Origin of the sequence: Alteripontixanthobacter muriae (genome assembly GCF_013336795.1) — a bacterium.
Classification (GTDB): domain Bacteria; phylum Pseudomonadota; class Alphaproteobacteria; order Sphingomonadales; family Sphingomonadaceae; genus Pseudopontixanthobacter; species Pseudopontixanthobacter muriae.
Genome location: NZ_JAAFZT010000021.1, coordinates 1 through 15,247, shown reverse-complemented (window position 1 = coordinate 15,247; position 15,247 = coordinate 1). Strand labels below are relative to the sequence as shown.

Annotated in this window: 19 protein-coding genes and 2 tRNA genes; 15 read left to right on the top strand and 6 right to left on the bottom strand. The window is 57.9% G+C overall.

The genetic code is table 11. The features are described from left to right. Window positions 1-144: 144 nt before the first annotated feature. Window positions 145-1,335, top strand: coding sequence for an LL-diaminopimelate aminotransferase (locus G7A66_RS07280; protein WP_174295034.1), 1,191 nt, complete (start codon window positions 145-147; stop codon window positions 1,333-1,335). Between the two features lie 50 nt (window positions 1,336-1,385). Next, window positions 1,386-2,189 carry a crotonase/enoyl-CoA hydratase family protein gene (locus tag G7A66_RS07275; RefSeq protein WP_174295033.1) on the top strand — a complete coding sequence of 268 codons (804 nt, stop codon included), beginning with the start codon at window positions 1,386-1,388 and terminating at the stop codon, window positions 2,187-2,189. Between the two features lie 4 nt (window positions 2,190-2,193). Here the strand turns inward: G7A66_RS07275 and G7A66_RS07270 are convergent, their stop codons facing one another. Then, window positions 2,194-3,000: an acyl-CoA thioesterase gene (locus tag G7A66_RS07270; protein WP_174295032.1), complete on the bottom strand. Its 807-nt coding sequence runs from the start codon at window positions 2,998-3,000 to the stop codon at window positions 2,194-2,196. Between the two features lie 134 nt (window positions 3,001-3,134). On the opposite strand from G7A66_RS07270, the gene G7A66_RS07265 reads away from it, so the two are divergent. From G7A66_RS07265 to G7A66_RS07240, 6 genes are all read left to right on the top strand, one after another. Next, window positions 3,135-3,208: transfer RNA gene (locus G7A66_RS07265), tRNA-Cys, on the top strand. A gap of 74 nt (window positions 3,209-3,282) precedes the next feature. Beyond that, a tRNA-Thr gene (locus tag G7A66_RS07260) sits at window positions 3,283-3,358 on the top strand. Between the two features lie 463 nt (window positions 3,359-3,821). Then, the gene (locus tag G7A66_RS07255) at window positions 3,822-4,763 is read left to right on the top strand and encodes a CsgG/HfaB family protein (RefSeq protein WP_332310514.1); all 942 of its coding nucleotides are present in this window, start codon (window positions 3,822-3,824) and stop codon (window positions 4,761-4,763) included. A 95-nt stretch (window positions 4,764-4,858) separates the two neighbouring features. Next, window positions 4,859-5,068, top strand: coding sequence for a hypothetical protein (locus G7A66_RS07250; protein ID WP_206675114.1), 210 nt, complete (start codon window positions 4,859-4,861; stop codon window positions 5,066-5,068). 23 nt (window positions 5,069-5,091) lie between these two features. Then, window positions 5,092-5,442 carry a DUF4810 domain-containing protein gene (locus tag G7A66_RS07245; RefSeq protein ID WP_174295030.1) on the top strand — a complete coding sequence of 117 codons (351 nt, stop codon included), beginning with the start codon at window positions 5,092-5,094 and terminating at the stop codon, window positions 5,440-5,442. Continuing rightward, entirely contained in the window at window positions 5,439-6,194 is a 756-nt protein-coding gene (locus G7A66_RS07240; RefSeq protein WP_174295029.1) for a GNA1162 family protein, read from the top strand. The genes G7A66_RS07245 and G7A66_RS07240 overlap by 4 nt, the downstream gene beginning before the upstream one ends. A 175-nt stretch (window positions 6,195-6,369) precedes the next feature. Here G7A66_RS07240 and G7A66_RS14205 read toward each other — a convergent pair whose 3' ends face one another. The 4 genes from G7A66_RS14205 to G7A66_RS07225 all read right to left on the bottom strand — a co-directional run bounded on the left by G7A66_RS14205 (window position 6,370) and on the right by G7A66_RS07225 (window position 8,426). Then, window positions 6,370-6,507, bottom strand: coding sequence for a restriction endonuclease (locus G7A66_RS14205; protein ID WP_332310513.1), 138 nt, complete (start codon window positions 6,505-6,507; stop codon window positions 6,370-6,372). Window positions 6,508-6,568: 61 nt separating this feature from the next. Next, a complete protein-coding gene (locus G7A66_RS14200; RefSeq protein ID WP_232366721.1) occupies window positions 6,569-6,976 on the bottom strand; it encodes a UrcA family protein in 408 nt (135 codons plus the stop codon). 113 nt (window positions 6,977-7,089) lie between these two features. Further along, window positions 7,090-7,701 (bottom strand): LytR/AlgR family response regulator transcription factor, encoded by a 612-nt coding sequence (locus tag G7A66_RS07230; RefSeq protein ID WP_232366720.1) that lies wholly within the window; start codon window positions 7,699-7,701, stop codon window positions 7,090-7,092. A gap of 416 nt (window positions 7,702-8,117) precedes the next feature. Further along, on the bottom strand, window positions 8,118-8,426 hold the full coding sequence (locus tag G7A66_RS07225; RefSeq protein WP_174295027.1) for a hypothetical protein: 309 nt from the start codon (window positions 8,424-8,426) through the stop codon (window positions 8,118-8,120). A gap of 193 nt (window positions 8,427-8,619) precedes the next feature. Between G7A66_RS07225 and G7A66_RS07220 the strand changes: the two genes are divergently transcribed. From G7A66_RS07220 to G7A66_RS07210, 3 genes are all read left to right on the top strand, one after another. Continuing rightward, window positions 8,620-9,015 carry a hypothetical protein gene (locus G7A66_RS07220; protein WP_174295026.1) on the top strand — a complete coding sequence of 132 codons (396 nt, stop codon included), beginning with the start codon at window positions 8,620-8,622 and terminating at the stop codon, window positions 9,013-9,015. Window positions 9,016-9,148: 133 nt separating this feature from the next. Beyond that, the gene (locus tag G7A66_RS07215; protein WP_174295025.1) at window positions 9,149-9,547 is read left to right on the top strand and encodes a hypothetical protein; all 399 of its coding nucleotides are present in this window, start codon (window positions 9,149-9,151) and stop codon (window positions 9,545-9,547) included. Beyond that, complete coding sequence (locus G7A66_RS07210) at window positions 9,547-9,789, top strand: hypothetical protein (RefSeq protein WP_174295024.1); 243 nt, start codon at window positions 9,547-9,549, stop codon at window positions 9,787-9,789. Before G7A66_RS07215 ends, G7A66_RS07210 begins: the two co-directional genes overlap by 1 nt. A gap of 236 nt (window positions 9,790-10,025) precedes the next feature. Here the strand turns inward: G7A66_RS07210 and G7A66_RS07205 are convergent, their stop codons facing one another. Continuing rightward, window positions 10,026-10,805, bottom strand: coding sequence for a helix-turn-helix domain-containing protein (locus G7A66_RS07205; RefSeq protein WP_174295023.1), 780 nt, complete (start codon window positions 10,803-10,805; stop codon window positions 10,026-10,028). Window positions 10,806-11,801: 996 nt separating this feature from the next. Between G7A66_RS07205 and G7A66_RS07200 the strand changes: the two genes are divergently transcribed. The 4 genes from G7A66_RS07200 (at window position 11,802) to G7A66_RS07185 (ending at window position 15,164) form a co-directional block, all read left to right on the top strand. Then, the gene (locus tag G7A66_RS07200; protein ID WP_174295022.1) at window positions 11,802-11,990 is read left to right on the top strand and encodes a hypothetical protein; all 189 of its coding nucleotides are present in this window, start codon (window positions 11,802-11,804) and stop codon (window positions 11,988-11,990) included. Window positions 11,991-12,164: 174 nt separating this feature from the next. Continuing rightward, entirely contained in the window at window positions 12,165-13,247 is a 1,083-nt protein-coding gene (locus G7A66_RS07195) for a VapE domain-containing protein (protein WP_174295021.1), read from the top strand. A gap of 285 nt (window positions 13,248-13,532) precedes the next feature. Further along, window positions 13,533-14,705: a site-specific integrase gene (locus tag G7A66_RS07190; protein WP_174295020.1), complete on the top strand. Its 1,173-nt coding sequence runs from the start codon at window positions 13,533-13,535 to the stop codon at window positions 14,703-14,705. A gap of 156 nt (window positions 14,706-14,861) precedes the next feature. After that, window positions 14,862-15,164: a hypothetical protein gene (locus tag G7A66_RS07185; protein WP_174295019.1), complete on the top strand. Its 303-nt coding sequence runs from the start codon at window positions 14,862-14,864 to the stop codon at window positions 15,162-15,164. Window positions 15,165-15,247: the final 83 nt, after the last annotated feature.

The window sequence follows — 15,247 nt, the reverse complement described above, 5'->3', positions numbered from 1 at the left end:
ATCCTCTTCCGCTGCCACCTTTGCGATGGGCTTCGTTTTCATGCCCCTGCATATACTATCGGCAAGGCCGATTGCACCTGCCATTCTAATAAGTCAGAACGCTGAACGCCGCCGATCGAGCCGATAAAGCGGCAGGGGATGAAGATGGACACCGATTTCTACCGAATGAAGCGACTGCCGCCTTACGTCATCGCCGAGGTGAACGCGATGCGCCATGCCGCGCGGCAGGAAGGGCGCGACATCATCGATCTCGGCATGGGTAATCCCGACCAGCCGCCGCCGCCGCATGTTATCGAAAAGCTGTGCGAAGTCGCCATGCGGCCCACCGCCCACGGCTATTCGCAGTCGCGCGGCATCCCCGGCCTTCGCAAGGCCCAGGCCAATTATTACGGTCGCCGCTTTGACGTCGATATCGACCCTGAAAGCGAAGTGGTGGTGACCATGGGGTCGAAGGAAGGACTGGCGAGCCTGGCCACTGCCATCACCGCACCGGGCGACGTCGTGCTGGCACCGAACCCGTCCTACCCCATCCACACCTTCGGCTTCATCATCGCCGGGGCGACGATCCGCAGCGTACCGGCGACCCCCGACGAGACCTATTGGAAGGCGCTTGAAGCGGCGATGGCCTACACGGTGCCGCGCCCCTCCGTCCTGGTGGTGAATTACCCCTCGAATCCGACAGCGGAAGTGGTGGATCTTGCCTTCTACGAACGGCTGGTCGCCTGGGCGAAGGAAAACCGGGTCTGGATCCTTTCCGATCTTGCTTATTCCGAACTTTACTTCGACGGCAAGCCGACCCCCAGTATCCTGCAGGTGCCGGGAGCGAAGGATGTCGCTGTCGAATTCACCTCCATGTCCAAGACCTACTCGATGGCCGGCTGGCGGATGGGCTTCGCCGTCGGCAATCGCGACCTGATCGCGGCGATGACGCGGGTGAAGAGCTATCTCGATTATGGCGCCTTCACGCCGGTGCAGGCTGCGGCCTGCGCTGCCTTGAACGGCCCGCAGGACATCGTCGAAAGCAACCGCGCGCTGTACCATCGCCGACGCGACGTGATGGTCGAGGCCTTCGGAAGGGCTGGCTGGAACATTCCTCCGCCGGTAGCATCGATGTTCGCCTGGGCGAAATTGCCGCCGGGATTCGAGGGCATGGGCAGCCTCGAATTTTCAAAACGCTTGCTGACCGAAGCCGACGTGGCCGTCGCCGCGGGCGTCGGCTATGGCGAGGAGGGGGAGGGCCATGTTCGCATAGCGATGGTCGAGAACGAGCAGCGCCTTCGCCAGGCCGCACGAAATATCAAACGCTTCCTTGCAAAGGGAACAGAGGGCGCCTGAGGCACCAGGCCCCGCATCAATACCCTTTTCAACACCAGACAGGACACATCATGGCATTCCAATCCGACCGCGTTTCGATCTCTCTGGGTGATGATGGCGTGGCGCAGGTGCGGCTGACCCGCCCCGACAAGATGAACGCGCTCGATCCGGCCATGTTCGACGGAATCATCGCCGCGGGCGAGGAGTTGGAGCGGATGGCAGGCCTGCGGTGTGTCGTCCTGTCGGGCGAGGGTCGCAGCTTCTGCGCCGGGCTTGACCTGTCCAGCTTCGCCCGCCAGCCGGACGCGGACGAACCGCCGTTGTCCGCGCGCACCCACGGCGATTCCAACCGTTACCAGCAGGTCGCGACGCAATGGCGCAAATGCTCGGTGCCGGTCGTGGCTGCCATTCACGGCGTGTGTTTCGGCGGTGGCATGCAGATCGCCAGCGGCGCGGATATCCGCATTGCCGCTCCCGATGCGCGCATGTCGATCATGGAATTAAAATGGGGTCTTGTTCCCGACATGGGCGGGCTGGCACTGTGGCGCGGGCTCGTGCGCGACGATGTGCTGCGCGAATTGGTCTATACCAATCGGGAGTTTACCGGCGAACAGGCGAAGGAATATGGCCTCGCCACCCATATCGATGCTGATCCGCTGGCGCTTGCCACCCGCATTGCGGAGGAAATCGCCAACCGCAGCCCCCATGCCGTTCGCGCCGCGAAACGGCTGGTGAACGCCATGCCCGACCTGTCAGGAGACGATCTGCTGCTGGAAGAAAGCGCGGAGCAGGCGAAACTGATGCGCAGCCCCAATCAGATGGAAGCCGTCATGTCGGGAATGGAAAAACGTCCCGCCAGCTACAAGGACGTCTGACGCGTCAGCCGAAGATGGCGGCGGACTGCATGCCCGCCAATATTTGCCGTCCATCCGCATTCCACAGGCGCAGTCTTTCGCTCGAAAAGCCGTCATCGGCATATTCCGATGCGGTTTCGGCCAGCCACCAGCCATTCCGCGTAGAGGGCTCGGTATCCAGAAGATTGAAGGACCAGTTGATCGAGCTCAAAGGCCCGGGCCGCTTCATCGCCCGCATGGCGCCCGGCGGCAATGTGTCACCCAGCAGCACCATCTCCGCGATCGGGTCGAGGCCGGTGTCGCGCGTCAGGCGAACCCAGCGCCTCACGACCGGCTCGTTCGGTCCGCTGGCTTCGTAAAAGGATGCGTCCTGCGCCCGGCGAATCTCGAAATTATTGGCGATGAAGGCGGGCGCTTTGTCATGCTCGAGGGACTCAAATTTCTCGGGCGGTGGCGGAGCGGGGTCGAGAGCGGGAGCCGGGTGCTGCGCATTCGCTTCCCTGCCTGCGCCGAACAGCCAGAAAGCCGTCAAGGCCAATTGGCCGCCAACTGCGATCGCACTGCGCACCTGAGTCACATTGCGGCCTTGCCTTACGATTTCTGCACTGAGCGCAACCTCACCGCCGACGGGCGCGACGAATGCCACCTGGGCTGCTCGCAGAGGCGGAAGGTCGGTGAATTTCCGGATCGCCGCGACATAGGCGACGAGAGCGGATGCGCCTCCGTAGAGCGTACGGCCCTGCATCCAGTTTTCAGCACCGGGCAGCGTCAGTTCGGAATTATCGCGGATCGCATCGGGGGTGATCGGTTCGAGCAAGCTTTGGACAGTCATGGCCGCCCTGATAGCGAAGGGCGCGAAGTTGGAAAGGCCTATCAAAGCCATTGAACGAAGTCGCTGCGTCCGCTACGGGGCCGTCGTCCCAATGCGCTGCGCGGCCGTGTGCGGCGCGCAGCTTACGAGGGTGAGGCCCGATGGCGGAGTGGTTACGTAGGGGACTGCAAATCCTCGCACGCCGGTTCGATTCCGGCTCGGGCCTCCAATTATGGCGCACAGGTGGCAAAAGGGGATTGCGGGCAAACCGCCGCCTCTGTAGAGCCGCCACCTGGCACAGGGGCCGCTTTAGCTCAGTCGGTAGAGCACATCATTCGTAATGATGGGGTCAGGTGTTCGAATCACCTAAGCGGCACCACCACCTTCAGCAGGAAAAATTGAAGCTCTAAGCGGAAAGGCTGTTCGGCTGGTCGCGTGTTTGGGTCCTGGTTGGGACGCTTTGGGTAGGAAGGGACGCTAAAGGCCACACTAGACCTACTCGAGAGCGCGCTTCTCCTGTCGAACGACAAGCGTCTGGAACGAAGGCTCTTTGTCGTTGTGTTGGTCAGGTGCGATCGGCACCATACCCGCACCACCTATCACTACATGGTAGTACCGTCTGGTATTCAGAGCGTTCAGCGGCGAGCGGGCGCTTCCTAGCGTTTTGATGAGGACCGGGCAGCAGTACTCAGCCAGGTGCAGTTTGTCGCAGTGCAGGCGGCGTTAAGATGTTAGATAGGTTCTTCAGCAGTTGTAAATCCTTCGCTGACAAGTCATACTTCTATCGAGTAACCGTGCACCAAAGGGGATTGTTGCAGCGGTCTGAAGTATAGGGGGCAATAGTGAAGAAAATAAAATCTGCTCGTCATCTTTTGATGGCGGCCGGTTGTGCGACAGCGCTGGCGTTCAACCCACAAGCATACGCGCAAGAGTATGTAGAACCTGTTCAGGTCGAAAAGCCGCAGGAAATGTCGCTGAAGCGCAAAGTGGCGATCGGCCGCTTCACGAACGAGACCCGTTATGGTCAGACCTTGCTTCGTGACTCCAATCTCGATCCCCTTGGTAAACAAGCGGCGGATATCCTCGCAGCTTACCTCGTGCAGTCGGGCGACTTCATGGTTTTCGAACGCGGTGACCTGAACCAGATTGCGAGCGAACAGGATCGCCTTGGAGCCGGAGATCAGAGCATGGTTGGCGTCGATACGCTAATCGTCGGATCGATCGTCGAGTTCGGCCGCGGCGAAGATGGTAAACGAGGTCTCTTCAACCGTGAACGTACCCAGCGTGCCCACGCGAAGGTCGCTATCCGCTTAGTCGATGTGCGCACTGGCCTCGCCTTTCACTCGGCCACGGGTTCGGGTGAAGCTACGACCGAGACGCAGACCACCTTGGGTATGGGCAGCACGGCAAACTTCGATGGCTCATTGACCGACAAGGCCTTGTCCGTAGCGATCGAGGATGTTCTCGAAGAGCTGTCCAATACCATCCAGGGCCGCGAATGGCGTACCGACATCCTCGCCGTTGAGAACGGAGAAATCTTTGTCTCCGGTGGCCCCAGCCAAGGCCTCCAAAGTGGGGCTCAGCTTCGCGTCATGCAGGCCGGGCGCTCTGTCAAAAGTGCGCAGTCCGGAATGATGATGGAACTGCCCGCAACCGAGATTGCTCGATTGCAGGTCATTTCCAGCTTCGGCAGTGGAGAGCTAGGTGAAGGCTCTGTGACCAGGCTCGTCTCCGGCTCGATCGAGGGCGTTCCTACCAACAAACTCTACGTGGTGGCACAATGAAGAAATTTATAAGAATCAGCGCTGTCACGATCACGGCTGCTCTGCTGGCCAGCTGCGGCACGACTGCTAAGCACAGCCTAAACCGTGGCAATCCTGTGTCGGCAGTTCAAGTCGTCGATGCACCAGCAGGAGCAATCGTGCAGGCAGGCGAGAAAGCCGTTCGCGCGAACAGCAAGGGTGAGGCGCGGCTTGTGCTGACTGATGGTTGGCACAACCTCTACGTCTTTGATGGCACCACGAAGGTCTATGAGGAAAGAGTTTTCCTTCAGGACGGCAGCCAAAAGCTGATCGATCTGAAGCCTTAAGTCTAACATTAGGGGGGTTAACGATGAAGTGGGTACCGATAATCGGTGCGGCGCTTATGCTTTCTGCATGCGCCAGCACCAACTCGCTCTACGAGTGGGGCAGCTATCAACCGGCTCTGGTCAGCTACAAGAAGAATGCTGATCAAGCCGCATTCGAGAAAGAATTGCGCGAGAGCATCATTAAGGGCGAGGAAAGTAACCGTGTCCCGCCGGGCATGTATGCTGAACTGGGATATCTGCTTTACGAACAGGGTAAGTTGCCCGAGGCCGCTGAATTCTTCGGCAAGGAGCGCGATGCCTACCCGGAATCGGCAGCATTAATGAATAAGCTGATCGCTGGCACGAGCGGCGGCACGCAAGGGGGCGCACGATGAAACACCTGATTAGACTGGCCGTCCTGACCAGCGGCATTGCGCTGGCGGGCTGCTCATCGACTCCCTTGGAGCCGAAGGACTATTCCAGCTTCCATTCCGCCGCTCCCAAGTCAATCCTCGTCGTTCCTGTGGTCAACCACTCCAACGAAGTCGACGCGTCGGAGCTGTTCCTGACAACTATGGCGGTGCCTCTGGCAGAACGCGGCTATTACGTCTTCCCGACTAACGCCACCACCACCATGATGAATGCTGAGGGCCTAAGCGATCCGGGCTTTGTTCACCAGGCACCCACGCCCGATCTCGCGAGGTTGTTTGGCGCGGACGCGGTTCTTTATGTTGAAGTTCTGGACTGGGACTCGAACTACAAGGTCGTGAGTTCGGAAATCCAAACCGAATTTCTTTACACGTTGAAATCTGCAAAAACGGGGCAGGTCCTGTGGCAAGACCAGCAGCGTTATGTGCATTCAACCAGTTCCCAATCGGGCAACCCCTTGGCCGACCTTCTCGCGAATGCACTGACGTCGGTTCTGAACAATACGAAATCGGATTTTACTCCGATGGCGATGCAGGCGAACATCGCCGTCTTGTCACCTGCAGGGCAAGGCCTTCCGTTCGGTCACCGAAACAATCTGTCCGCCGAAAATGGAAAGTACTATCCCGCCACCGGTTCAGGCAAAATCTCCAACGCTCAGCGTGAAGCGATGTCGGCACCAGGCGTTCGAGCACCCGAGGCCGAAATTGAGTCAGATTAACCTCGAGATGTGAAGGGACCCCGCACTAGATCAAGTGCGGGGTCGTTCGCTGTTGGAACGCGCTAAGCCCCATCCTCAAAGAAATCTTCGTCCAGCCGTTTCACTTCGACCACTCGGCTTACACGAACGCCAACCCCGAACTCGATCATCAGTTCGGCAAGCCGGGACCCATCGATTAAATCACCCTTTGCTGCGGGGCTTCGGCATAGTCGATAGCGTGCTGACTGAAGCTTGAGGTGGTTACAAAAACGCCTTTGCTGGCGCCAAACCCGATCAGGCTTCCGACGAACCCCTGGATCGCAGGGCGGCCCACGACTGAGTCCAGAGCGTAGCGCTTTGCCTGGATTTATATACGATCCAAGCCGAGACGATCCTCATCGATGATATCTTGTTCCGAGGATTGCCAGCGCAACAGCTGGGATTTCCGACTTGCCGTTAGCCGCGATGTCGTGCGCCCTTCTGACGGCAAGCTGCATTTGCGGCTCTGCTCCGCGCCAGGCGAAGGTGCGGCACGCTTGGTACTCCCCCCATGCATGACCTATCTTCCGATCATCGCAAACGTAACGAACAGCGCCTCTGACCCGGGTTTCGAGGGTACGCTCGCCGGCGGCGGTCGCGAGGTTCAAATCAGCATAGCTAACCATCTTGATCCGTTCCGGAAGTTTTTTCGCGGTGACCTCGATTGGCGCTTTCGCAAATGCTGCGGGTGTCAGTATGAGACCCATCGCTGCGGAGGTGATAGTGACTGCAGCAACGGCGCAGACAAGTTTTTGCGAGTTCATAACACGTTCCTTTCCAGATCTTTGTCCCGTTTCGAGACGTAAGCTGGATGCCATGTTTCAGCTGTAGACGCCCTCGGTTCTCGATAGAGCCTCACGAAGGTTTCGTTGAGGAGTTACGGAGTCGGCAGAGCGCGTTCTGGCGTCGTCGATCTGCACTGCAATGCTTTCATCATGGCCGCCACATGAGCTCTGCTGACCTGCTCCGAAGTTCCATCATGAAGTTGCACGATCCAACGCCTACCTTCGTGAATCAAGAAATCAACGAAACCTAAACGCACGATGGCGGAGCGGTGCACACGAAAAAATCTGTTGGGGTCCAGACGCTGCTCCAACGAACACAGGGTCGTGTGAAGTAGCCAGCTACTGCCTTGCGAATGCAGCCGCATGTAATCGCCTTCGGCAGTTATCTTGTCTATGAGGAGGCAATCCAATCTCTGCCAGCCGTTTGCTGTAGGCACCCATACAGCCGTATCTTCATTGTGTTGCCGTACAAACCTCTGACAAATAAAGCTTTCTTCATGCCGAGCCGCCAGCTTGGCAAGCGGCTCCTCCAAAGGCTTCAAAAAAGATCGATAGGCGCTCATATCGGGAAGCACCGCTTCAATTATAAAGTCGTAGGCACCGCTCGCATCGATTGCATGCAAGATGTTCGTGCTTTCGAGTAACATGTTTTTGAAAGCGCGCACGTCCCCTGGATTGGCACGAGGATCAAACGACAAGCTCATTATCACGTGAATTCGTCGCGGTATCACCACGTGCAGCGCAGAATTCTCTTCTGGCTTTGCATTCCGATGAGAGGGTTGCGCCGTTTGCATCGCTGGAGCCAACTTTCATTCTCATGCTCGCGCCAACACTTGGCCATTTTCGGGCGAAGGTGCAGGCGAGACATAAGCCTAAAGAGGTAGCGACCGCATGTTTTGTGAGTCGGCGATGATGTACCACATTCGCGCAGCGGTGGGATATAGTTCATCTAGATAAGCGCTCCATCACGTGTGCAGGATGCTCCAACGGCTTGCCATGATCTTGGAGAAAGGAGGTAAGGTGCTTAAGGGCCTCGTCGTGTCCGTCGCCGCTATCCCATTCAAGCTGAGAGCTCTCCCTCGTCTTTCTTGTGCCTAAAGCCTGAAAGGGTGTGGGCGCATCAAGCAGAAAAGCGAAAAATCCTCACGCTGCCCTGCAACCTGTAGTCAGGACGCACCGGCACAATCAGCCGCTGCTCAAGCACCTCGAACAGTTCTGGATCGAGCTCCAGCCGCGCCAGCTTTATCCCGGCATCCCCACATTCCGCCACCACCAGCTGAACTAAATCGGCGGCCTCCTGAAGCGACTGTCCGCGGAAGCTGAGCGGGAAAGGGTTGGGCGAGTGCTCCGAAGCAAGCGCTGTGGCGATGCCGATCGCGGTCTCTTTTTGGCCGGCCATTCGGAAGCTTCTCCCCTTCATCATGATCATGCAGCATCCGAGCGCAAGATGACAACCGTCTCGGGCTGTTTCGCTTGGAAGCCCCCGGACACAAGCCTGCGGTCGAAGCGAAACGCGGAGATCAGGGTATCTTATTTGGAGTGGCCAAATCTGCCGCCCCCTCCCCCCACCAAGCCCTCGGATGACCTCCGCGGGCTTTTTCTTTGCCCGAAAGGAATTTCACATGCTTGTAATCCGCACGGCGGAGGAGATGGCGCGCGCGCTGGACTCCCCGATACATCCAGAACTGAAGCAGCCCCTCGCTGCCCATTGGGAGCGCCTTTCCGAGTACGAAGGCTATGACCTGAGCGAGCTTGCCGAGTTCGCGATCGTAGAGCCCGGCGACACTCTCCAGGACCTCTCAGAAGTCATCGAAGTCCAGCTGGGGGAGGGCGGGGTAGCACCCGCCTTTTCGCTGACCCCTGAGATCGTCGAGCAGCACGAGAGCTGGACCGAACTCGTCTTTATTTACTCGGACGACGGTTTTGGCCTCGTGCTGTTCATCCCAACTGCCTTTGTCACAGACCCGCTCATCTCAGAGTTGGCGAAGAGACACCTGAATAAACTTGCTGCTCACTAAGCAGCCCAGAGCACAGCCTTGGCGGCATTAGCCGCAAGAACTCAGACTTAAAGCGTAAAACCCTTGCCGTTCAACGGCAGCAACCAAGCGGCGTCCTCACGGGCGCCTTTTTTGTATCTGGAAAGGATAACCCATGCTTTCACTACCCGACGCTAACGCCATCCGAGCCGCCCTGCGGGAGCCGCTCGATCCCAAGCTTCACACCATCCTTGCAGCCAAGCTCGCCTCCGTTGAGGCAAACGGGCTCGAAAACCTGACACACGTCGTCGTCGTGCAAGCCGGCACTACCGAGGAAGAGCTGCAGCAGGAGCTCGGATGGTCGCCGCTTCAAAATCCGATCGACGGGGTACGCTACGGAGAGGCCGAGTTCGTTCCCTACTGGAGTTTTCTGCAGGACCTTGGCGGAGTCTATGAGCTGATTCAGCCGGTCGGCAACTCAGGTTTTGCTTACATAGTGGTGATAGAGGACCGCGAGGGAGTACCAGCCGAACTGCTGCGCATGTGTCGCCAGTATGCGGGGAGGGCAGGCTGATGCGGTTCGTCAGCTTCATCCTCGCTGCCAGTCTCGCCTTGGCTCTCATGCAGGCTGCGGCAAAGCTGTTGGCCCTGCTGCTGGTCCTGAGCAGCCTTGCAGCCTTTGCAGCCCATCCACGCGAGACGATTGCACTGATCGCAGCGCTTGCAGGGTTTGTGGTGGTCACCAGCTTCCCGCTCGCGTCCCTGGGCGTGCTCGGCGGGTTGGCTGCCGTTAAACAGTTGACCGCGGATCGTTGATGATCAACCGGAGGTCAACTCGAGCACCGCGGATCAAGTGGTACTTAAGTGGGCCTTCACGCGTACATTTTGACGGGGCTGCGTCGCTCCTGTGGTCCTGCGAGACGTTTTGTGGGTAAGAGTTAGCCTAAGTGGGCTGCTCCTACTCTACATGCCGCGACCCACAGAAGCTGAATAACTGAAATGTTGCCATCCGAGGGGCAGCTAGTGAAGCACTGGCGACCTTTTCGTCGAAATCATGGAACAGAAAAGTTCGCGACCGGACTGCTAATTTCAGTGCGGAGTTCATGCAGAGCTTCTTCCAAGGGAGCTAGCTGCTCCCTCGCGGCCTTCAATTTCAATTTATCCTTCTTCGTAGGCCGCTCCTTCCGCTCTACCCGTGCAATTACCAAAAGTAGTTCGCTCCTCCGCATGAGGAACAATTTCCTAAGCCTAAGCTTCGCGGGAGTTATAGGATCGTAGTTCGAAATGTCTGCGACGCAGCTGCAGAGAGTAGAAACCATGTTGCTAACCACATCGAATGCCTCACGTCCAAAATCAGTGAGCTCGATTTGAGAGTGACCTGATACGAGTGCGCAGCCGAAAGCGCGTTCCAGTTGCCGCAAGTTTCTCCGGATTTGCGCGTCAGATCGTTGCTGGTCGTAAGCGGAAGCTTTGTAATTTCCAAGCTTGGCTATCGACACAAAGGATTCCAACTCGGACAGTCGAACACGGGATACGGCGGACGGAAGTCTATCACCTCGGATTGTCTCGTGCCGCTGCAGTGATTGGGCGGATTTCAGAATGCCTGATGCCGCGTCGAGAAACTGCACGCCATCAACTGCATAGAGTTCAAGTGGCACGTCATCGATAATCAAGATCTTGTGAAGCCACTCTTCGAGCTTCTCGACGTTTCGCCTGACCCTGCTGGCATTCAAGCCCAACTCTTCGCCCGCCAATGCAAAGTCCAAGTGCTGGGCAGTCGCCACAAAGGCTTCAAGCCAGCCTAGTCTTGGATCACACTGCTTCGATTTCATCGCCAGCTCTTTCTAACGCAGCGACAGTCCGAAATTGCGATCGCATCTTGAGATGGAACGCTTCGGTTGGTCGTTAAAATCCATCGTCTGATCCCTTAGTCCTTTGCGATGCAGAATCTGCAAATTTCAGCCGCTTCCGCTTCCGCTTCCGGTGCGTGGGGCTAATTGGGTTTGCGAAAGGCAACCGCCGACCAGCCGGTCAAGGCGCAACAAGGTGATTATGAACAAGCATGCAGCAATAGACTCCATCAACCCCAGCAACATTTTACTATCTAAAGATAACTCGCGGATTGCTTTGGCTTTTCTCTAATCGAAGGACACGAAATGATTGAGGATCAACTAAGTGCGTGGACTCCCTCCAGCCACAACTTCACGGATTGCCGCCCGAATATCGGTCGCCATGCTCTAGAACGTTGGGATGGTTGAGCGAGGTACAGCAGAAATTAGGTACGTTGCCACCCACTCCCCCCCCCTAATAAACGGATTATCCTGATGTCTCTTGTTATAGATTATGATGAACTAGCACCTGTTTGTAATGCCATATCACTTATCTCGGGCGGGTTTACGACGCCGGAGGCAGTTCTCGCCGAGACGGGACGGCTTTTCGGCCGTGCTGGCCGGAATGCAACACAGTCAGCCTTTGATCGATACTGTGATGGCTTTGTCCCGCTCTGGTCGCAAGGCCTCAACGGGGTCCTGCGGGTGAACGTAAGGGAGCTCTGGCTGCCCGAGTTTAGCACAGCGCCCGTGGACGGCGCAGAGGACTCGCCGCCCCTGAAATGAACGAGTGGCGAGACGAAATTCATCACCGGCAACAAAGGACAATTCTTAGGCCCGGGTCCGCCAAACTGCGATCCTCATCCATAGCTTGTCGGCCCTGCGGCCAAACATAAATTCACCGGAAAGAAACAACATGATCAATCGACCCAACGGGTCCGGCGCACCGCCGAATCCGAAGCGACTAGCTGTGCCCGCTTCCGACAAGGTTCGGGGGCGGTGGTTTCTGGGGAAATCATCCCCTCCGCGCCGGAGAAGAAGATCGGCGAGCACACAAACGAACTCGACAGCGGTGCGTGCTCCCTCGAACCGGACTCAGCTTACCCCTTCGGCGGCTTCAAGTACCTGCACTCGCACGGCGATAACCTGCATTTCCCGCAGCTGCGTCACAGGAATCCCGCCGGATGAGCGGGGAGAAAGAACAAAACTATGAAGCTTAAGCCTCAGGAGTGCGGCTTCCCCCGAAAGCTTAGTGCAACCGATTTCCCTCACCGGCCTTCGGAAGGATCGCACAGACTCCCTGTCACGCTCGAGAACGTCGCTCACCTCCTCACGGAGAGCGGAGTTCAACTAGGATACGATGTGATCAAGAAGAAAGTGAGGCTCCGCTGTGGCGGTGCTGAGCTGGAGGAGTGCGATCTGCAGAGCCTCGCGAACCTGAACGGCATGGGCTCGTACCTCTTCCTTGATTTCGTGGGGACACTGGCAAGGCGCAATCCGCTCAATCCCGTGGCAGACTGGATCAACAGCACGCCATGGGATGGGCAGAACCGCCTTTCAGCCTTCTACGCCACGGTCACTGCCCAGGAAGACTTCCCGGCCCACATGCGGGACCGGCTTCTGTATAGATGGATGCTGAGCATGGTCGCTGCGGCACTAGCCACGGAGCGATTTAGCGGCCGAGGGGTTCTGACGTTTCAGGGTGGGCAGGGTATCGGCAAGACTCGCTGGCTGAAACGCCTGGTGCCTGAGCCGATGACGAACGAATGGATAAAGCTCGACCACCATCTTGACGGCAATAACAAGGATTCACTCTTCGGCGCGATTACGCACTGGGGAGTCGAAATCGGCGAACTCGATAGCTCATTTCGAAAGGACATCGGGCGGATCAAGGGAACCCTCACTCGCGACAGCGACAAGCTCCGACTTCCCTACGCTCGCTCTCCGATCGAGCTAGACCGACGGACGGTGTTCGCCGCTACGGTGAATGAGTGGAACTTTCTCGTGGATCCGACCGGCAACACTCGCTGGTGGACGATCCCCGTGAAGAAGCTCGATCACATGCACGAGATCGACATGCAGCAGGTCTTCGCCCAACTGGCTTTGGACTACCACCGGAATGAGCAGTGGTGGCTTACGGAGGCCGAGCAGCAGCTCCTAGAAAGCCTCAACAGCCATCATCATGCTGTTAGCGTTATCGAGGAGCGCATCCGGGAGCGCATCGATCCCCTGGGTAAGTCCCCCCGGTTCATGACAGCTTCTAAGGTGCTCGAGGCGGTTGGCTTCCGTTTCCCGTCGAATGCGCAAGCCAAAGAGGCCGGAGCCGTGCTCCGTTCGATCTATGGCCCGCCGAAGAAGATCCAGGGCATCATGAAGTGGAAGGTCGCCTTGCTCGCTCCGGACATGGCCGTCTGGCAGGCGCAGGAAGACGACGACGAGTACTAGGTCCGGGGGGTGAGGGGGTAGCAGAAATCGTCAACATCGCAGCTGCCCAGCCCTGAAACTTGGCAGCAGCGGCGGACTGCTACCCCAGCCCCCCACCACAACCCGACCTACCGCCAAGTGGCGACCCCTGAGCCTCACGGACAGGCCACCAAACCGCGCCCATCGCCAAACCGGAGAGCGCCGATTGGGCCAGCCGGAGGGCTCTCCCCTCATCCGCGTGTCTGTCGTGCCCTGCGGGGCTCTGAGGCGGCGCGCGTCCAACTCACACAATCGAGGAAATGAACCATGCCAAAGACTCAACTGGATGCGGCCAAGTGTCTCGCCGCAGCATGCCAGTATGGCAAAAAGAAAACCGACTACTGGGACACTGTGGTTCCCGGCTTCGTGCTTGAAGCCCGCTCGAGCGGCGGAAAGACGTACTATCTGCGCTACATCGACACGCATGGAAAGCAGCGGCAACTGAAAATAGGTAAGTTCGAAACCATCACCTACGCACAAGCAAAGGCAAAGGCACGCAAACTGCGCTCTGAAGTCGAACTCGGGGGCAATCCAGCCGTCCAGAAGGAGAAAAGGAAAGCGATTCCGACCTACGCGGAACTGGCGAGGCAACATCTGGATCACGCTCGAACCTACCAGAAGCGCCCGGAGAACACGGAAGCGGTGCTGCGGGTGCATCTAATCCCCAAATGGGGCAAGCTGCGGCTTGATGAGATCAGACAGCAGGACGTTGCAAAGTGGCTTTCCGATAAACGGCAGGAGCACGCCCCAGCCACCGTTGAGAAGATGCGGATGATGCTTGGCCGGTCATTCGAACTGGCCCGGCGGTGGGAGATCCCCGGTGCCGAAACCAACGTTGTCAGGGGAGTATCTCCCTTCAAGTTCGACAACGCCTGTGAGCGCTTTCTGTCGGCAGAGGAGGCGGGCAGATTGATTGCAGCCTGCGAAGCTTCCTGGAATCCGCAGCTGGCCGCAATTGTGAGGCTGCTGCTCTACACCGGGGCCCGAAAGTCCGAGCTGCTCAATGCCAGATGGGAGCATGTCGATCTGAAGCAGCGCTGGTGGCTGATCCCTGACAGCAAAACAGGAAAAGCCAGGCGGGTGCCGCTCTCGCAACCAGCCGTCGAGGTGATCGAAGACTTGGTAAAGCTCCCGAACTGCGCTTGGCTTCTGCCCAATCCCGACACACTGAAGCCTTATGTGACGATCAAGCGGGCTTGGGACACCGCACGAAAGGAGGCAAAGCTGCCGGGGCTGCGCATCCATGACCTGCGGCACAGCGCAGCCTCCTTCATGATCAACGCCAATATCGATCTGTTCACCGTCGGGCGTATTCTTGGGCACGCCGACCATCAGTCCACGATGCGCTACAGCCATCTTGCCAATGACACACTGATGGCGGCTGTCGAAGCTGGGGCGGCTGGGATGCGAACGGCAGTCGTCCCGCAGTTCGATCAATAGACAACGACTCTCCCTTCGCAGCGGCCATTTCGGGGCCTTGCGGAGGGGAGTTTCAAATTCTACTCTTTTGCAATTGCGACCGGAAGTATTCAGTCGAGAAAGTACTTGCTGCAATTTCGCGGAAAACCTAAATGATAGGGCAGGGGGCTCGGTCTTATGAAAGCAAAAATCTCAATTGTAGCGTTAACAATCTTTCTCGGCGCCTGTACCACGCCTGCCGACGTGTCGCGCCCGATGTCCGCCGCGTCCGATCCGAACGCCGAAATCAAGATCATCCCGAATGCACAAGGCTTCGATGTGGACGTTTCCTACTCTAGATATCAGTTCGTGCCCGAAACAACCGCCCTCCTTGAGGCTTGCAGATCGCTTGCTCTTAGCAGAGCACAGGAAGAGGCAACCGCACGCGGAAGACCGATCGAGCCAATCCAAGAGCAGGATATTAGGGTCCGGACTCATTAGAGCCACCAGGTGACGATGGCTGCGATAGCGATTGTGGCCATAAAGGTCTTGATGTTGCGGTCGAAGCGGGTGGCGACCCGCCG

Bases quoted from the DNA above. Each gene is read 5' to 3' on its own strand.
- G7A66_RS07280 (WP_174295034.1), top strand. From the start codon at position 145: ATGGACACCGATTTCTACCGAATGAAGCGACTGCCGCCTTACGTCATC.
- G7A66_RS07275 (WP_174295033.1), top strand. From the start codon at position 1,386: ATGGCATTCCAATCCGACCGCGTTTCGATCTCTCTGGGTGATGATGGC.
- G7A66_RS07270 (WP_174295032.1), bottom strand. From the start codon at position 3,000: ATGACTGTCCAAAGCTTGCTCGAACCGATCACCCCCGATGCGATCCGC.
- G7A66_RS07245 (WP_174295030.1), top strand. From the start codon at position 5,092: ATGAAGTGGGTACCGATAATCGGTGCGGCGCTTATGCTTTCTGCATGC.
- G7A66_RS07240 (WP_174295029.1), top strand. From the start codon at position 5,439: ATGAAACACCTGATTAGACTGGCCGTCCTGACCAGCGGCATTGCGCTG.
- G7A66_RS14200 (WP_232366721.1), bottom strand. From the start codon at position 6,976: ATGAACTCGCAAAAACTTGTCTGCGCCGTTGCTGCAGTCACTATCACC.
- G7A66_RS07230 (WP_232366720.1), bottom strand. From the start codon at position 7,701: ATGAGCTTGTCGTTTGATCCTCGTGCCAATCCAGGGGACGTGCGCGCT.
- G7A66_RS07225 (WP_174295027.1), bottom strand. From the start codon at position 8,426: ATGATCATGATGAAGGGGAGAAGCTTCCGAATGGCCGGCCAAAAAGAG.
- G7A66_RS07220 (WP_174295026.1), top strand. From the start codon at position 8,620: ATGCTTGTAATCCGCACGGCGGAGGAGATGGCGCGCGCGCTGGACTCC.
- G7A66_RS07215 (WP_174295025.1), top strand. From the start codon at position 9,149: ATGCTTTCACTACCCGACGCTAACGCCATCCGAGCCGCCCTGCGGGAG.
- G7A66_RS07210 (WP_174295024.1), top strand. From the start codon at position 9,547: ATGCGGTTCGTCAGCTTCATCCTCGCTGCCAGTCTCGCCTTGGCTCTC.
- G7A66_RS07205 (WP_174295023.1), bottom strand. From the start codon at position 10,805: ATGAAATCGAAGCAGTGTGATCCAAGACTAGGCTGGCTTGAAGCCTTT.
- G7A66_RS07190 (WP_174295020.1), top strand. From the start codon at position 13,533: ATGCCAAAGACTCAACTGGATGCGGCCAAGTGTCTCGCCGCAGCATGC.
- G7A66_RS07185 (WP_174295019.1), top strand. From the start codon at position 14,862: ATGAAAGCAAAAATCTCAATTGTAGCGTTAACAATCTTTCTCGGCGCC.